Genomic DNA, 16,250 nt, shown 5'->3' on the forward strand with positions numbered 1-16,250 from the left:
CATGGGATGGTCCGGCCGGGCGCGCCGGGCAGGTCTGTGCGAGGAAGCGCGACCACCGTCCGGTAGGTGAGTTCTTTACAGGGCGAGGAACGGTCGGATGTAGTGAGGGAATTGGGCGACTGCGACGAGCAGTGGGGCCCAAACGGCCGCTGTGATGGCCAAGGGGACAGCGATGGTTGCCTTGACGGCTGTGAAGAACGGAGCCTTCGCCGCGGCAGCGCTCTCTTTGGCGTGGAGCAGGGGGACTGCCAGGGCGACGACGGCGTACGAGCCGGCGGCCATCAGGCACAGGAAGACGTATCCGTAGGCGGCGGTGGTTGCTTCGCCCGTCAGCGCTGCGGCGCTCATTAAGACCGAGATGCCGTAATAGGGCGCAAGGAGCTTGCCGTCGAGTCGTTCGAAAGTGCCCCGGGATTTGGGGGTTACTTTGAAATCCACAGTCCTGGGACGGATTTTCTGGATGACTGCGGCGAGGACTCCCCGGGCGATGAAGGGCCAGCGGGCGAGGGTATAGAGCCAGTTTTCCCAGCTGAAGACGGGGGCGTCGTGGGGGCGCAGGAGGCCCCACCGCCGAACCAGGTAGGTGATGAGGACCAGCCAGATGCTGATCACGGCCCATCGTGCCAGGAACTCCAGGTAGTTGACGTTGACCCAGGGAACGCCGGTAACTGCAGCGATGGCTGGCAGCGTCAGCCCTGCGATAGTCGTCGCCGCCAGCAGCGGGTAGTACGACAGGGCGAAGAGGAACCGGAAGCGGAGCCGCCACGGGAACCGGTTCAGGTGGCGGGGGAGTGTTTCCAGGAGCAACACGACCAGGCTGCGTGACCACTGAAATTCCTGGACTGCTTTGGCGGCGAAGGTGTGCGGCCCCTCGCCGTGTGCCTCGGCGTTCTGGGCGAAGGCGCCCTGCCAGCCGGCCGAGTTCAGCAGGAAGCTTGTGGAGAAGTCCTCTGCGAGTTCGGGACCGATTCCACCGATATCCTTCAACGCCGCCGTCCGTGCCGCGTAGTGGGAGCCGATGCAGAGAGGCGCCAGTCCGCCGACATGCCCTGCCTGGAAGGGTCCGTGGAATGTTCCTTCTTTGTGGACCCGTCCGCGGGCGGACCAGGACGCAGCCGCATTGGTGTCACAGATACTCGGGGCCGCAACGTAGCCGATGCTGGAGTCGGCGAACGGCCGGACCATCTCGGCCAAGTAGTGCCGGGCCGGAACGTGATCGCAGTCGAGTTGGGCGACGACATCATAGTTTCGGTATCCCACGGTGTCGTAGAAGTAGGCGAGGTTGCCCTCCTTGCAGCGGGTCCGCCTGGGCCACTGAGGCTGGTGGTAGCCGGGGACGCCACGTCGGGTGGATACCTTCACGTCCCGTTGTGAACACCACTCCAGCACCTCTTGGGAGGGGTCTTCATCGCAGAGCCAGACGTCATAGGCGTGTGGAAAGTCCTGGTCCAGCATCGCCTGGATGGTCTTCTTGGCCACGTCCCATGGTTCCGAAGGGGCCTTGGTCACCACAAAGGCGGTCCGCAGATCGGGGACGGGCAACGCTGGATTTATTTGCCGAAGCCGGTTAACAGCGATGAGGAAGTAGCTGGGCAGGTACGACAAATAGAACAGCAGGACCGAATTCAGAATCAGGCCAGGCCAACCCACGTTGTGTTCTGGCTGCAGCCACCACATCCAGAAAGCAACGAACGCGATGCCCCATCCGAGGGTGAGTGCGGCGATCAGATCCCGCCGCCCGGGGGAGAGGACCCGCACATACAAGTCCGGATTAGTGGCCAGCCGCGGTGCCCGCCGGCCGGAGAGGACCGGCCCGTGGTCCGTAACGGCTACTAGGGTGCTTGGTCCGGCGTCACCGGGTTTCCTGCGTCTTGCCCTGTCTGTGAGGTACTGCTCGGTTGAAGCTGAAGTCGCTGGCGTGAAGATGGTGGTTGGTTCTATGGTCATGAGGTCTCCTTGAGACTCAGGATGTCCTTGTATCCGCGGGGGTGCTTTTCCTGGAAGTTCCAGGCGTCCCGGCACATGTCGGTCAGGGTACGGCGTGCGGTCCAGCCCAGGTCAGCCTGGGCCAAGGCAGGGGAAGCAACCAGTTCGGGTACGTCTCCAGGCCGGCGTTCAACGATCTGATAGGGGATGGCTTGGCCGGTGACGGTTTCGAACTCACGGATCAGTTCCAGGACCGATGTTCCGACGCCGGTGCCCAGGTTGTATCGCCGGAATCCGGGTACCGGGCCAACCTCGAGCGCCAGCCTGTGGCCCTCAACGACGTCCATGACGTGAATGTAGTCCCTGACGGCGGTTCCATCAGGCGTGGCGTAGTCCGAACCGAACACTTGGACTGATTCATGGCGCCCTGCCGCGAGCTGGGTCAGGAATGGCACGATGTTCGTTGGGATGCCTGCAGGATCTTCGCCGATTGCACCACTCTCGTGGGCGCCGGCGGGATTGAAGTAGCGCAGCGCGGTGACTGACCAGTCCGGGAAACGGCTGCACAGGTCAACCAGGATCTTTTCGCACATCCATTTACTTTGTGCATAAGGGTTGGTTGGGCCGGCCGGCGAGTCTTCGGTGAGGGGAAGTTCCAGAGCATCCCCATAAATGGAACATGACGAGGAAAAGATCAGGTGCTTTATTCCTGCGTCCCCCATGGCGTTGAGGAGGTTGAGCAGTCCGGCTACGTTGTTCGTGTAGTACTCCAGGGGGCGGTTCATTGAGTCACCGACCGCCTTATAGGCGGCGAAATGAATAACGACGTCGACCGGTTGCTCGGCCAGGACTGCGTCCACGGCATCCTTGTCGGCCACGTCGATGGCGTAGACCGTGATGCTGCCGCCCGTGATGTGTTCTATCTGCTCGATCGCCGTGATGGAACTGTTGACGAAGTTGTCAATCACGACGACGTTGTAGCCGTTGAGGATAAGGTCCAGGCAGCAATGGCTGCCGATGAAACCAGCTCCGCCTGTGACAAGTGCTGTCGGTTTTGTCATGGTGTGTTCTCCTTCAAGCCTTCGGGTTTACCTCGCCGGGCGGCCCATGGCCCGGACGGTCCACCCCGCCGAGCGCCACAGATCGATGTCGAGCGTGTTTCGGGCGTCCAGGATGTGCGGGGCGGAGACCAGTGCTGACAGGTGCAGCGGGTCGAGATCCCGGTATTCCTGCCATTCGGTGAGATGGATGACAAGCTCGGACCCTTCAAAGGTCTTCTGCACATCTGTCGTGTAGTTGAGCAGCGGATAGGCTGCGCGGGCGTTCTCAATGGCTTCGGGATCGTGAACCCGTACATCAGCACCTTGCACCTGGAGCGCGTTGGCGACGCTCAGGGCAGGTGAATCCCGCACGTCGTCGCTGTTGGGCTTGAAGGCAGCTCCCAGGACGGCGATCCGTTTGTTGCTTAGCGAGCCGCCCAGCATCCCGCGGGCCAGGGTCAGTGCACTGCGCCGCCGATTGACGTTGATGGCATCGATGTTTTTCAGGAATGCCAGGGATTCATCGACACCCAGTTCCTCGGCGCGGGCCAGGAAGGCACGGATGTCCTTGGGCAGGCATCCTCCGCCGAAGCCGACACCGGGGGCCAGGAAGCGGTTGCCGATCCGCGCGTCGTGCCCGAGGGCTTTGGCGAGGGGAATGATGTCGGCCCCGGCTGCCTCGCACACTTCGGAGATGGCATTGATAAACGAAATCTTGGTGGCGAGGAACGCGTTCGCCGAGACTTTCACCAGTTCCGCGGTGGCCACGTCCGTCACAATGTACGGCGTGCCTGCTTCGAGAATCCGGTCGTACACAGCCCGCAGCGTTGCCTCTGCCTCGGACGAGGACACCCCCACCACGAGACGGTCCGGATGCAGCGTGTCATTGACAGCGAAGCCTTCCCGCAGGAACTCCGGGTTCCAGGCTACTTCGGCCTGTTCCCCGACCGGCGCGAGTTGAGCCACCATGGAACTGAGACGGTGAGCAGTTCCTACCGGCACGGTGGATTTTCCCACTATGAGGCAGGGCTGGTGCAGATGTGGGGCCATGCCCTCGATGACCGCGTCGACGAACTTCATGTCGGCAGAGGTTGAGCCTGGCCGTTGCGGGGTACCGACGCAGATGAAATGGACCTCACCGAACTCCGCTGCTTCCTTCAGGGATGTTGAAAACCGTAACCGGCCCGCGTCAAGATTTGCGCGAAGCAGTTCAGGGAATCCGGGCTCATAGAACGGTGCGACGCCCTGGGTGAGCCTGTCAATCTTGCCTGCATCGACGTCCACCCCCAGGACGTCGTGTCCCAGTTCTGCCATGCCGGCCGCGTGAACGGCTCCCAAATATCCTGTTCCAATAACTGTGATGCGCATGCTTCCTCCTCAATTTTTTGGGAATGCGGTTTTGGCCCGCATCCACGAGCTGAACGGGCAGTTTCAGGCGGGCAGGGCCAGGGCTGAAGGTTCCTGCGGTGAAAGTGCTGGGCCCCCCTCGAACTGGGCCCCGGAGATGCTTCCGGCCGCCGCGGAGACTTCGCCGGCATGGGAGCGGAAGTAGTCGACGAGGTGCTGCAGACCCTCCTCGGTAGAAACTCGGGGTTGCCAGCCCAACAGGTCCCGGGCAAGTTTGATGTCGGGCCGGCGACGGGCGGGGTCGTCGACCGGCCGCTGATGGAACTCGATGGCTGATTCGGACCCTGTGATGTCAAGGACCATCTCGGCAAGCTCCTGAACGGTTCGCTCGATAGGGTTTCCGAGGTTGACAGGTCCCGATTCGCTGCTGTCAATCATTGCCACGATGCCGCGGATGAGGTCGTCCACGTAGCAGAAGCTGCGCGTCTGCTGCCCGTCGCCGTAGATAGTTAGGGGGTCACCGTTCAGCGCCTGTGCTATGAAGCTTGAGACGACGCGTCCGTCCTCTGCCCGCATCCGGGGACCGAAGGTGTTGAAGATCCTCACGATACCCACGTTCACTCCCCGACTGCGGGAGTACGCCATGGCGAGGGCCTCCGCAAAGCGTTTCGCCTCGTCGTAAACGCTGCGGGGACCGATTGAGCTGACGTTTCCCCAGTACTGTTCGTTTTGCGGGTGGACTGTAGGGTCTCCATAAATCTCGCTGGTGGACGCGAGGACGAACCTGGCGGCATTCTCCTCCGCTACCCTTAGTGCATTCTCGGTACCGCGGCTTCCTACGGCCAGCGTTTCCAGCGGGAGACGGTGATAATCCGGCGGCGAGGCCGGACTGGCGAGGTGCGCCACCGCATCCAGGTGTCCCGGAACGGTAAGGCCGGTGCTGACGTCGACCTGCAGAAAGGTGAATTTTGGATTGTCAGTGAACGCCGCGATATTGCTGAGCCGGCCTGTCGAAAGGTCGTCGGCACAGACAACGGTATCGCCGCGCAGCAATAGTGCTTCGCATAAATGGGAGCCGAGGAATCCCGCTCCACCGGTTATTAGGACACGCATGTTTACCCCTAATCAGGTTGTGGATTTCGTCGTTGAGTAAAGCAGTAGCGGCAGTGGATGCTCGCTCCAACTACTCCCGCATTCGGCTTTGTCTTGCCTGGCGGCCAGGAATGGTCCTGATCTCCAAAGCGGGAACCAACAGCTGAGAACGTGTTGGTAAGACACAAGCTAGGCGACAAGATGCAACGGTGGCCATAAAAGGCGGTACCTGCTTTTGATCCTGAAAAAGGGCATCAATTTACGTGAAGGACATACAAATACTTGGTTCCTACTCGTTTCCGTCATCGCAGCGAAACCAAGTGTGTTACGGATGGGACGGATGACGAAGAACGCGAACGGGGCCTCCTTCATGAAACGATCCAGAATTGGAAGGTTTAACCTTCAAGAGGCCGCCCGGGGCCAAAACAGAGCGGCAGTCCGGTCGCTGATGACGCCGCAGAGTCACCTGAGAGGCTTAAGGGAGAGGATGTTATGGGCGCGCACCACGTACCGCAGCAGACGCCGCGGCCCCACCGCCTATGCCCGCCAAGAACGCGAAGACTGCCTCGAACATGGACGCAGAATTGACCAGCTCAGGCGGAGCCGAAGAGTACAACGGTCGGGCAGCCATCAGCCGCGTAGCGACTGGAGTTACGGAATTACGACGCGTCCACGATGGCCGCAAGAGGCGTCCGAATGCTCTGGCTGGCCGTCCGTCCTAAGTGTCGTCCGAATGCTCGGGCTGTCCGTCCGTCTCAAGGCTCGCGCGGGCGATGTAGTCGCCAACTTCTCTCTCGGAGATTCGGTAGGAGCGGCCGAACCGAACAGCAGGAATCTCTCGGACTTTCACCAGGCGATACACCGTTGCGGTGGATACCCTCATCGCACCAGCGACTTCGGCGACGGTGAGAAAGGACTCACGTTTATCCGCGTTCATGGTCGGCTCCTTGCACACACAGCGATAATTCAGGTGAACCAATCGCTGAGCCGAGCGTCGACCTTTCTGAAACCTTAGACGCCAAAGTGGGGTTCCCGCTGCAATTTCACCTGTACGTCAGCTGTGAAAATGAGCGCGAGAACGACGCGGTGTCCATCCTCACAGCTGGGAAGCAACACATTGCCCAGTCACTGGACACGACGCCCGGGGCAATCGCTTTCGGGCAGCACGTCCTGGTGTACCCCGGTGGCAGCCAGCAAGTCCTTCTACCCATCCAAGGCAACACCGTGAACACGACTTTGTTACGGACGCGACCTGCCACGCCTCGCAGTTGAGACTTCCGGAGGCTGGGAGAACGCCACCATTGACGGCAAGAAACCGGCCCAGCGCACTCCCGCAACTCCATCAGGAACCGATAGTGAACCTTTCATCAACTTGAGCCTCTGAGGGCTGGCCGATGTTTCGTTCTCAAAATCGGGGGCATTCACTTAGTGGACTGTGTAAGCCGCGAAAGATAGCTTCTGTTTAGCACCTTCCGGTGCCGCCGCCCACAGGCGTTGCCGGCGGGGCGTCCAGGCCAGCGAAAGCAATAGTGTGAGCACGACCCATCTCCCATCGCGCTGTGGCCTGGCAGTGTCCCTGCCGGAAGCCTTGTCCATAAAGACCCGATCCAGAACCTGGCCTTCAAGCTGACGCTTCTCGTTCTGATCCAGCGAGCTCATGTGCACGTACTCGATCCTCTGTCCGACCACTGCAACCTCCAACCCCTCCACCTGTGAGGATGAGTTCTAGATGTGTACTACAGGAGGTCAAGACCCCGGTATCACAGCGTTGGGTTGGGGTGTACTTTCTCTTAGATCAGTAGAAATCCACTTCAGCGACAGACGGCATCATGTTGACTTCATGAATGCTCCAAGAGGAGCCCCGCGCCCTGGCTTGTTGCTAGTCATAGCGGATCAAGGACCTGTTCCACAGCTTACTGAATCCCCGCATCTTTGAAGCATGAAGACGCAGTTGTTGCCGACCCCTCCGGCTTCCAAGGGCTTCCGTGAGCCGGCCTTACCATTTGTTTCCGAGTACCGGCGGCGAATGCTCCGGGCCGACCTCCTCACCGTTATCACGTGGGCGTCGGTTGTCGCCGCCGGTGCCCTGGTTGTTCGACGGCGGTGTTGCCGCCATCAACTCCCCGCTTCCGCCTTTACTGCGGCAGGTATCGTCGCGGGCCTCGCCGGTATGGACCTGGTCAGCAGTGCGCCGCTGACCGCGCTCCGCCAACGCGGCCGCCCGTACGGGCGCGCAACTACGTACGGGCACCATGATGGACCGGTCCATTGACACCATATTTAGGCCGTGTTAGTTTTGGACCGGTCCACTTCGAGACGCAGGTCACATTCATAGAGCTCCGTTAGCAGAGCCTGGACCGCACATGAATCAAAGGAGATGTTGTGCTCAAAAAGACATGGACGAGGGGCCTGGCTACGCTGGCCCTTGTTCCGATGCTGGCCCTTACCGCATGTTCCGCTCAGGGAGGCAAGCCTGCTGACACTGCGGCTGGGGGCAGCGGCGGCCAGGTTGCTTCCACCCCTCGGCTCAAGGTTGCGTTGATCACCCACGCCGCTGCCGGTGATACCTTTTGGGACATTGTCCGCAAAGGTGCTGAAGCGGCCGCAGCCAAAGACAATGTTGAGATCCTTTACACCAGTGACGCTGACGCCGGCCGCCAGGCGCAGCTGGTACAGCAGGCCATCGATCAGAAGGTTGACGGGATCGCCGTTACCCTCGCCAAGCCGGACGCGCTGAAGGATGCCTTGAAGAAGGCGGTCGATGCGGGAATCCCGGTGGTCACACTGAACTCGGGTTCGGATGTCTCGGCCAAGCTTGGCGCCTTCACACACTTCGGTTCGGATGAGAAGCTGGCCGGTGAAGCTGTGGGTGCACAGCTGGTCTCACAGGGCTTGAAGCACCCGATTTGTGTCATCCAGGAGCAGGGCAACGTCGCTCTCGAGCAGCGCTGCGGGGGCGTCAAGGAAAAGGTCCCGAACACCGAAATCCTGTACGTCAACGGCCAGGACATGACGTCGGTGCAGTCCACAGCAACTGCGAAGCTGCAGACCACGAAAGACGCCGACGTCATCATCGGGCTTGGTGCACCGTTCACGCTCACGGTGCTCAAGTCAATCGCGGACGCCGGGAGCTCGGCGAAGGTCGCAAGCTTCGACCTCAACGGCGAGCTTGCCCAGGACATTGTGGACGGAAAGGTCCTGTTCACCGTGGACCAGCAGCCTTACCTGCAGGGCTACGGATCGATTGATGCGATCTGGCAGAACAAAGTGGGCGGCTTCAGGATCGGCGGCGGCCAGCCCGTCCTGACCGGCCCGGCCATCGTGGACAAGTCCAACGCATCCGACGTACTCAAATTCGCCCAACAGGGCATCCGCTAGATCCAAAGGAACCGGGCTGCGCGGCACTGCAGCCGCGCAGCCCGACCAACAAGGAGTTTTCTTCATGGCAAGCACAGCAACCCTGCCGTCACACCGTGCGCCGGTAATTGACGAGCGAATCGGACGTCGCAGCCCACTGCAATCGCTGCTGGGGCGCCCCGAAGTCGGGGCACTCGTCGGAGCCGTCGTCCTGTTCGTCTTCTTTTCAATCGTTGCCCCCACATTCCTGCAGCCCAGCTCGTTCGCGACGGTGCTGTACGGTTCCTCCACCATCGGCATCATGGCCGTCGGTGTGGCACTGCTGATGATCGGCGGAGAGTTTGACCTCTCCACAGGTGTTGCCGTGATCAGCTCAGCCATCACAGCCTCACTCTTCTCCTGGTACTTCTCCTTCAACGTCTGGGTGGGCGTTGGCCTTGCCCTCGCCGTTTCCCTGGCCATCGGCTTCGTCAACGGCTGGATCCTGGCCAGGACCAAACTTCCCAGCTTCATCGTCACCCTGGCCACATTCCTGATGCTGACCGGACTCAACCTGGCCCTCACCCGTCTTATCGGTGGAAGCGTCTCGACCCCCTCCATCGCCAACCTGGACGGCTTTGCCTCCGCCCGTGCAGTCTTCGCCTCAGCAGTCACCATCGCCGGAATCGAAGTCAAAATAACCGTCTTCTACTGGATCGCCATGGTCCTCCTCGCCTCCTGGGTCCTGCTCCGTACCAGGGTCGGAAACTGGATCTTCGCCGCCGGCGGCGACGCGAACGCAGCCCGCGCAGTGGGTGTCCCGGTGACCAAGACCAAGATCGGCCTCTTCATGGCTGTTGGCTTTTGTGGCTGGGTACTTGGCATGCACAACCTGTTCGCCTTCGACGCGGTGCAATCCGGTGAAGGCATTGGCAATGAATTCCTCTACATCATTGCCGCTGTCATCGGCGGCTGCCTCCTAACCGGCGGCTACGGCTCCGCCATCGGCGGCGCCATCGGTGCCTTTATCTTCGGCATGGCGAACAAGGGCATCATCTACGCCCAGTGGAACCCCGACTGGTTCAAGTTCTTCCTCGGCCTCATGCTGCTGCTGGCCACCATCGTCAACCTGATCGTCAAGCGCCGAGCAGAGCTCAAGTAGAAGGAGCCGGACCAATGAACGCCAAGCAAATCGACCAAAAGACGCTGCTCCAGAATGAACGGGACCCTCTCACCCACACCCCCGTCCACCTGCTCTCCCTCGACACAGTAGGAAAGCACTACGGGAACATCGTCGCACTGCGCGACGTGACCATGGCTGTCGACAACGGCCGCGTCACCTGCGTCCTGGGCGATAACGGCGCCGGCAAATCCACGCTGATCAAGATCATCGCCGGCCTGCACCAGCATGATGAAGGAACCTTGAACATTATGGGGGAGGAGCGGAAATTCAGCTCCCCCCGCGACGCCCTCGATGCCGGGATCGCCACGGTCTATCAGGACCTCGCCGTCGTGCCGCTGATGCCCATCTGGCGGAACTTCTTCCTCGGCTCCGAGCTGACCACCGGTTTCGGCCCGTTCAAGCGCCTGGACGTCCAGCGGATGAAGGACATCACAAAGAAGGAACTCGCGGAAATGGGTATCGACCTCCGGGATGTGGAACAACCCATTGGCCAGCTGTCCGGCGGTGAGCGCCAGTGTGTCGCGATCGCCCGCGCCGTCTATTTCGGTGCCAAGGTACTGATCCTGGATGAGCCGACGGCGGCCCTCGGCGTCAAGCAGTCAGGCGTCGTCCTGCGCTACATCCTGCAGGCCCGCGACCGCGGCCTGGGCGTTGTCTTCATCACCCACAATCCACACCACGCCTTCCCGGTGGGGGACCGGTTCCTCCTGCTCAAACGCGGTAAGTCCATCGGTTACTACGAGAAGAAGGACATCACGCTCGAAGAACTCACTGCGCAGATGGCCGGCGGCGCCGAACTCGCCGAGCTCGCCCACGAACTGGAATCCCTCGGCGGACACACCGAAACCCTTCACGAGGTTCAGGCTGAAGCTGCAGCTGTCCAGGCCGAGAGCGTCCACACCCGATAAGAAAGAGAAAGCCATGAAGATGCTTTTATCAGGCACCTGGCAGGGTTCCTCGAACGGACGCGAAGAAGAAGTCCGCTCACCCTTTGACAACCACGTCATCGACGTTGTTCCCGTCGCCACCGTCCAGGACGCCCAGGCCGCCCTGGACCGGGCCGAAATCGGGGCGAAGATCCAGCGGAATCTCCCCGGCCACGTCCGGTCGGATATTCTCCTCCGCGCCGCCGCCCTCGCTGACGAGCGTGCGGAAGACATCGCCCGGACCATCTCCGCCGAAACCGGCAAACCGATCAGCGAAGCCCGAGGTGAAGCGGGACGTGCCGGTTCCATCATCCGTCTCGCCGCTTACGAAGGCACGCAGCTGTACGGCGATACGTTGCCCTTGGACGCCAACCCGGGAACCGGATTCGAAAAAATCGGATTCACCCTCCGGCAGCCCTGTGGCATCGTCGTGGCCATTACGCCGTTCAACTACCCTGCGCTGCTGGTACTTCACAAAATCGCACCGGCCCTGGCCGCCGGCAATTCCGTCGTCCTCAAGCCCGCACGATCCACACCTCTGACGGCGCTCAAGCTCGCTGAATGCTTCGTTGACGCCGGGCTGGCCCCGGAAGCCCTGTCCGTCGTGACGGGCAGGGGAGGAGACCTCGGCGACGTCCTGGTCAGCGACCCCCGGGTCCGCAAGGTGTCCTTCACCGGGTCGACAGCGACCGGCACCCGGATCGCCTCAATCGCCGGGGTCAAGAAGCTCTCCCTCGAACTGGGAGCGTCGTGCCCGGTCATCATCCTCCCGGACGCCGACATCGAACTCGCCGCGGCCGCGGTCGCCGCCGGCGGGTTCATCAACGCAGGCCAGGTGTGCATCTCGGTACAGCGGGTCCTGGTGGACCGCAAGATCGAAGCAGATTTCCTGGACGCCCTGGTACCGAAGGTCCAGGCGATTGAAGTGGGTGACCCGGCAAAGGACTCCACCCGCCTCGGCTCCCTCATCTCTGCAGCCGAGGCCGAGCGCGTAGAAGGTTCCATCGCCGCGGCCCGCGACGGCGGAGCCCGCGTCCTGACCGGCGGTGAACGCGCAGGTGCAGTCCTGCAGCCCAGCGTCGTGGCCGGCGTCGACCCCTCCAGCCCCTTCAGCCGGGAGGAACTGTTCGGTCCAGCAGTGGCTGTGTCCGCCGCGGCAGACCTCGAGTCCGCGCTGGCGCTGGCGAATGACAACCCCTACGGGCTGGGAGCCGGCATCTTCACTTCCGACATTGCAGGAGCGGTCCGCGCCATGCGCCAGCTGGACGCCGGCAACGTCCACATCAACTGGACCCCGCTCTGGCGGGCAGACCTCATGCCATACGGGGGTTTGAAGGGAAGCGGCATCGGCAAAGAAGGCATCCGTTCCGCGGTTCACGAGATGACCGAAGAGAAAACGGTCGTCCTTCACGGACGTCCCTGGTAATAACAATGACGGGAAACACAATGACCAGCACCATCCGCCTCACGGTCTCACAGGCGATCGTTAAGTACCTCGCCGCGCAGCACAGCGTTGCCGACGGCAGGCGCCGCCGCCTCATCCCGGCCGCGTTGGGTATTTTCGGGCACGGCAACGTCGCAGGCCTCGGCCAGGCACTTGACCAGTACTCAGACGAGCTCCCTTTCATCCAGGGCCGCCACGAGCAGTACCTGGCCCACATCGCCACCGCATACGCCAAGGCGTCCCGCCGCCAGGCTGTCCTTGCCGTCACCGCATCCGTCGGACCCGGCGCACTGAACCTGGTCACCGCCGCCGGTCTCGCCACGGTCAACCGCATCCCCCTGCTCCTGCTGCCCGGGGACACCTACGCCACCCGGCACCAGGGACCGGTACTCCAGCAGCTCGAACACCCCACGGAAGCCGATCTCACGGTCAACGATTCCTTCCGTCCCGTCTCCCGATTCTTTGACCGCATCAACCGCCCGGAGCAGCTGCTGACAGCGTTGCCGCAGGCCATGCGCGTGCTCACCAGCCCCACGGACGCGGGCGCGGTTGTACTCTCCCTGCCGCAGGACGTGCAGTCACACGCCTACGACTTCCCCGCCGAGTTTTTCGAACCGCGTGACTGGAAAATCCGCCGCCCGCTGCCCGATCCCCAGGAAATCAGCGACGTCGCGCAGCTGATCCGAAACGCCGAACGGCCGGTCCTGATCGCCGGCGGCGGCATCCACTACTCCGACGCCCACGCAGCCCTGGAGGCACTGGCAAACCAGATCGGCCTGCCGGTCGTTGAGACCTTCGGGGGCAAGGGCGCCGTAACAAAGAACGAGTGGTGGCAGGTCGGCGGCGTCGGCCTGGAAGGAAACTTCGCCTCCAACAAGCTCGTCAAACAGGCCGACCTCGTTATCAGCGTCGGGACCCGCCTGACAGACTTCGCCACTGGATCACAATCCATCTTCGAGTCACCCGACGTCCGCTTCGCCTCCGTCAATGTTGTCGACGCCGACACCCGGAAGCAGGGAGCCACCGGCATTCTCGCCGACGCCCGCCTGGCGCTGGAGGCCCTGGCCGAATCCCTCCAGGGTCACAGCACCTCAGAGTCCTGGCGTGACACAGTCCAGACAGCAAAGGATGCGTGGGCTCCCATCCGCAGCCAATGGCTGGATGCAGATCAGCCCTTCCGGCCCGAAGACCACCCGCACGCCCCGGAAACCGGGGCCGTGCTCACCCAGCCCCAGCTGATTGGACTCCTCCAGGAACACGCCCGCTCCGGTGACACCATCATCGCCGCAGCAGGAGGCCCCCCCGGTGACCTGCAGAAGGTCTGGGATGCCACGGACGGCCGCAACTGCCACCTCGAATTCGGGTTCTCCTGCATGGGCTACGAAATCGCCGCAGGCATGGGCGTGCGACTGGCCGAGGGGGATACCGGAAACCGTGTGGTCACCTTCATCGGTGACGGCACCTACCTTATGGCCCCCACGGAAATCCTCACTGCCGCCCAGGAAGGCCTGGACATAACGGTGATCGTTTCGGAAAACCACGGCTACCAGGTGATCCACCGGCTCCAGATGAACCGCAGCGGCCGCGAGTTCGGCAACGAATTCCGCTACCGCGAGAATGGCGGACCGATCACCGAACCAGAAGGCGCCGCGCCCCGTCTGGAAGGCGACTACCTGAAGGTTGATCTGCGCCAGATCGCCGAGGGACTGGGCGCCACAGCATTGCGGGCATCCACCGCCCAGGAAGTGCGGGCGGCACTGGACTCGACCCGGAGCACACGTGGACCCGTCGTGATCGTCGTACCGACGGTCCCGCACGTCGACCTCCCCGGCGGGGATGTCTGGTGGGACGTCGCCCCTGCAGAAGTGTCCGAGCATGAATGGGTCCGTACCCTGCGCGCAGAGTACGAAGAAGCCCGCGGCCGCCAGCGGTGGTTCGGATGAGCGCCGGACCCCTGGACCGGGGCACCCTGAGAGCACGCCTCCGTGCCGGGGAAACCACCGTGGGCACCTTCGTCGGGCTGGCATCCCAGACGGCCGTTGAGGTCTGCGCCGCCGCCGGCGCCGACTGGGTCCTGGTAGACCTTGAGCACGGGGCAGGCACCGAAAGCGTCGTCGGCCCCGCTGTACTGGCCGCCGCATCCTACGGTGTACCGACCCTCGTCCGGGTAGAGAGCGCAGAACGCATCCGCATCGGACGCGCCCTGGACCAAGGCGCCGCCGGCGTCATGCTCCCGCGGCTGAACAGTTACCAGGAAGCCAGCGACGCGCTGGTACACCTGCACTACCCGCCCTACGGCGACCGGGGCGTCGCCACCTACAACAGGGCTTGCCGATGGGGCATGGACGCCAGCCCCCTGGCTGCAGATCAGCAGGAAACACTCGGGATCGTCCAGGTAGAAACACTCTCCGCACTGGAGGACGTCGACGCCCTGGCCTCCCTCGAGTCCGTCGACGTTCTCTTTGTCGGACCACTGGACCTGTCCGCCGCTCTGGGGGTTCCCCGGCAGTTCAACAGCCCCCTGTACAGGGAAGCACTGCAAAAAGTTCTCGCTGCGGCCGAACGGCACGGAAAAGCTGCCGGGATCCTCGCACTTGATGGAAGCGCCGCGGCGAACTACGTGGAAGAAGGTTTCCGCTTTGTGGCCATCGGGTCTGATTCGACCCTGCTGGCAGCAGCCCTTCGTCAATCCTTCGACAAGGCCCGCACCTCAAATCTCGAAGACCCCAGAAAGGCCCTCGCATGACCACCACATCCAAGACCATCGGCGTCGGCCTGATCAGCGTCGGATGGATGGGTAAGCTGCACGCCCGCGCGTACTCCTCCGTTCCCTACGTCTACCCGGAACTGGGCCTCAACACGCGACTGGTCATAGCCGCCGACACCGAACCCAGCCGGATCGAATTCGCCCGGGACGTGCTGGGCTTCGAACAAGGAACCGCCGACTATCGGGAAGTCCTCGCTCATCCCGATGTTGACGTCGTCTCCATCTGCGCACCGAACTTTCTGCACGCCGAAATTGGAATCGCGGCGGCAAAAGCCGGCAAGCATTTCTGGATTGAAAAGCCCGTTGGCCGCGGCGCCGACGAAACCAATGCAGTCCGGGACGCTGCCACCGCCGCCGGGGTGGTGACATCCATTGGCTACAACTACCGGCATGCCCCCTCCGTCGAGCACGCCCGGCGCCTCGTAACTGAGGGCAGGCTTGGCAGGATCACCAATGTACGGGCGGTCTTCTTCTCCGGCTACGCCTCGGAGCCGAACGGCGCGCTGTCATGGCGGTTCGACCGCAAACTCGCCGGTACTGGCGTGCTGGCGGATTTGTTCAGCCACGCCGCTGATCTGTGCCAGTATGTTGTAGGCCCGATCTCAGAGATCACGGCCCTGACCAATACTGTGTACACGCAGAGGCCGAAGGTCCCCATGGGGACCGGAACGCACTTCGCGGTGATCGAAGGCGGCGAGATGGGCAACGTAGAAAACGAGGACTACGCCGCCGCCCTGGTGCGGTTTGGTTCGTCCGCCGCCGGTGCCGGCGCCGTCGGTACCGTCGAAGCATCGCGCGTTGCTGTCGGTCCCGAGTGCGGCTACCAGATCGAGGTCTACGGCACCGAAGGATCCCTTAAGTGGGACTTTGAGCGGATGAATGAACTGAAGGTCTGCCTGGGCCGCAACAACGACGAGCAGGGCTACACCACCGTCAACGCGAGCCCGAAGTACGGCGACTACTCACGGTTCCAGCCCGGACCCGGAAATTCGATGGGCTTCGATGATCTGAAAGTCATCGAAGCCAAGAAGTTCCTTGTGGCAGTTGCCGGCGGGGAACAGCTCAACTCCAACATCCACGACGCCGCCTCCGCTGCAGCCATCGTCACGGCGGCCGAATCCTCCGCCGACAGCGGGCTCTGGCAAAAGATCGAAGAACTGCACGGCACGACGGCGGCCAGAGCGTAGCC

General features: G+C 62.5%; 13 protein-coding genes and 1 pseudogene. 7 read left to right on the top strand and 7 right to left on the bottom strand.

The features are described 5' to 3' along the window. Positions 1–75: 75 nt before the first annotated feature. The 7 genes and pseudogenes from BACI348_RS01320 to BACI348_RS01345 all read right to left on the bottom strand — a co-directional run bounded on the left by BACI348_RS01320 (position 76) and on the right by BACI348_RS01345 (position 7,674). Positions 76–1,947, bottom strand: coding sequence for a glycosyltransferase family 2 protein (locus tag BACI348_RS01320; RefSeq protein ID WP_159823601.1), 1,872 nt, complete (start codon positions 1,945–1,947; stop codon positions 76–78). After that, positions 1,944–2,987, bottom strand: coding sequence for a UDP-glucose 4-epimerase GalE (galE, locus tag BACI348_RS01325; RefSeq protein WP_159823602.1), 1,044 nt, complete (start codon positions 2,985–2,987; stop codon positions 1,944–1,946). Before galE ends, BACI348_RS01320 begins: the two co-directional genes overlap by 4 nt. 27 nt (positions 2,988–3,014) lie before the next feature. Beyond that, positions 3,015–4,334, bottom strand: a complete 1,320-nt coding sequence (locus BACI348_RS01330) for a UDP-glucose dehydrogenase family protein (protein ID WP_159823603.1) — start codon at positions 4,332–4,334, stop codon at positions 3,015–3,017. 63 nt (positions 4,335–4,397) lie between these two features. Next, positions 4,398–5,426, bottom strand: a complete 1,029-nt coding sequence (locus tag BACI348_RS01335; protein WP_159823604.1) for a UDP-glucuronic acid decarboxylase family protein — start codon at positions 5,424–5,426, stop codon at positions 4,398–4,400. A 697-nt stretch (positions 5,427–6,123) separates the two neighbouring features. After that, positions 6,124–6,342 carry a helix-turn-helix domain-containing protein gene (locus BACI348_RS01340; RefSeq protein WP_159823605.1) on the bottom strand — a complete coding sequence of 73 codons (219 nt, stop codon included), beginning with the start codon at positions 6,340–6,342 and terminating at the stop codon, positions 6,124–6,126. A 575-nt stretch (positions 6,343–6,917) separates the two neighbouring features. Further along, a pseudogene (locus BACI348_RS20555) lies at positions 6,918–7,094 on the bottom strand (recombinase family protein); the annotation flags it as partial. 307 nt (positions 7,095–7,401) lie between these two features. After that, positions 7,402–7,674 carry a hypothetical protein gene (locus BACI348_RS01345; RefSeq protein WP_159823606.1) on the bottom strand — a complete coding sequence of 91 codons (273 nt, stop codon included), beginning with the start codon at positions 7,672–7,674 and terminating at the stop codon, positions 7,402–7,404. Between the two features lie 164 nt (positions 7,675–7,838). Between BACI348_RS01345 and BACI348_RS01350 the strand changes: the two genes are divergently transcribed. The 7 genes from BACI348_RS01350 (at position 7,839) to BACI348_RS01380 (ending at position 16,248) form a co-directional block, all read left to right on the top strand. Then, entirely contained in the window at positions 7,839–8,783 is a 945-nt protein-coding gene (locus tag BACI348_RS01350; RefSeq protein WP_159829679.1) for a substrate-binding domain-containing protein, read from the top strand. Positions 8,784–8,847: 64 nt separating this feature from the next. Next, a complete protein-coding gene (locus BACI348_RS01355) occupies positions 8,848–9,903 on the top strand; it encodes an ABC transporter permease (protein WP_159823607.1) in 1,056 nt (351 codons plus the stop codon). Between the two features lie 14 nt (positions 9,904–9,917). Then, entirely contained in the window at positions 9,918–10,832 is a 915-nt protein-coding gene (locus BACI348_RS01360) for an ATP-binding cassette domain-containing protein (protein ID WP_159823608.1), read from the top strand. A gap of 13 nt (positions 10,833–10,845) precedes the next feature. Beyond that, positions 10,846–12,276 (top strand): aldehyde dehydrogenase family protein, encoded by a 1,431-nt coding sequence (locus BACI348_RS01365; RefSeq protein WP_159823609.1) that lies wholly within the window; start codon positions 10,846–10,848, stop codon positions 12,274–12,276. 20 nt (positions 12,277–12,296) lie between these two features. Continuing rightward, the gene (iolD, locus tag BACI348_RS01370; protein ID WP_236557336.1) at positions 12,297–14,237 is read left to right on the top strand and encodes a 3D-(3,5/4)-trihydroxycyclohexane-1,2-dione acylhydrolase (decyclizing); all 1,941 of its coding nucleotides are present in this window, start codon (positions 12,297–12,299) and stop codon (positions 14,235–14,237) included. Beyond that, entirely contained in the window at positions 14,234–15,040 is an 807-nt protein-coding gene (locus BACI348_RS01375) for an HpcH/HpaI aldolase family protein (RefSeq protein WP_159823611.1), read from the top strand. Before iolD ends, BACI348_RS01375 begins: the two co-directional genes overlap by 4 nt. Further along, entirely contained in the window at positions 15,037–16,248 is a 1,212-nt protein-coding gene (locus BACI348_RS01380) for a Gfo/Idh/MocA family protein (protein ID WP_159823612.1), read from the top strand. The genes BACI348_RS01375 and BACI348_RS01380 overlap by 4 nt, the downstream gene beginning before the upstream one ends. Positions 16,249–16,250 lie beyond the last annotated feature (2 nt).

This window comes from Arthrobacter sp. 9AX (assembly GCF_902506095.1).
Lineage (GTDB): Bacteria > Actinomycetota > Actinomycetes > Actinomycetales > Micrococcaceae > Arthrobacter.

Excerpts from the sequence above, each read along its gene's own strand:
- BACI348_RS01320 (WP_159823601.1), bottom strand. The coding sequence starts at position 1,947 with ATGACCATAGAACCAACCACCATCTTCACGCCAGCGACTTCAGCTTCA.
- galE (WP_159823602.1), bottom strand. The coding sequence starts at position 2,987 with ATGACAAAACCGACAGCACTTGTCACAGGCGGAGCTGGTTTCATCGGC.
- BACI348_RS01330 (WP_159823603.1), bottom strand. The coding sequence starts at position 4,334 with ATGCGCATCACAGTTATTGGAACAGGATATTTGGGAGCCGTTCACGCG.
- BACI348_RS01335 (WP_159823604.1), bottom strand. The coding sequence starts at position 5,426 with ATGCGTGTCCTAATAACCGGTGGAGCGGGATTCCTCGGCTCCCATTTA.
- BACI348_RS01340 (WP_159823605.1), bottom strand. The coding sequence starts at position 6,342 with ATGAACGCGGATAAACGTGAGTCCTTTCTCACCGTCGCCGAAGTCGCT.
- BACI348_RS01345 (WP_159823606.1), bottom strand. The coding sequence starts at position 7,674 with ATGGACCGGTCCATCATGGTGCCCGTACGTAGTTGCGCGCCCGTACGG.
- BACI348_RS01350 (WP_159829679.1), top strand. The coding sequence starts at position 7,839 with ATGCTGGCCCTTACCGCATGTTCCGCTCAGGGAGGCAAGCCTGCTGAC.
- BACI348_RS01355 (WP_159823607.1), top strand. The coding sequence starts at position 8,848 with ATGGCAAGCACAGCAACCCTGCCGTCACACCGTGCGCCGGTAATTGAC.
- BACI348_RS01360 (WP_159823608.1), top strand. The coding sequence starts at position 9,918 with ATGAACGCCAAGCAAATCGACCAAAAGACGCTGCTCCAGAATGAACGG.
- BACI348_RS01365 (WP_159823609.1), top strand. The coding sequence starts at position 10,846 with ATGAAGATGCTTTTATCAGGCACCTGGCAGGGTTCCTCGAACGGACGC.
- iolD (WP_236557336.1), top strand. The coding sequence starts at position 12,297 with ATGACCAGCACCATCCGCCTCACGGTCTCACAGGCGATCGTTAAGTAC.
- BACI348_RS01375 (WP_159823611.1), top strand. The coding sequence starts at position 14,234 with ATGAGCGCCGGACCCCTGGACCGGGGCACCCTGAGAGCACGCCTCCGT.
- BACI348_RS01380 (WP_159823612.1), top strand. The coding sequence starts at position 15,037 with ATGACCACCACATCCAAGACCATCGGCGTCGGCCTGATCAGCGTCGGA.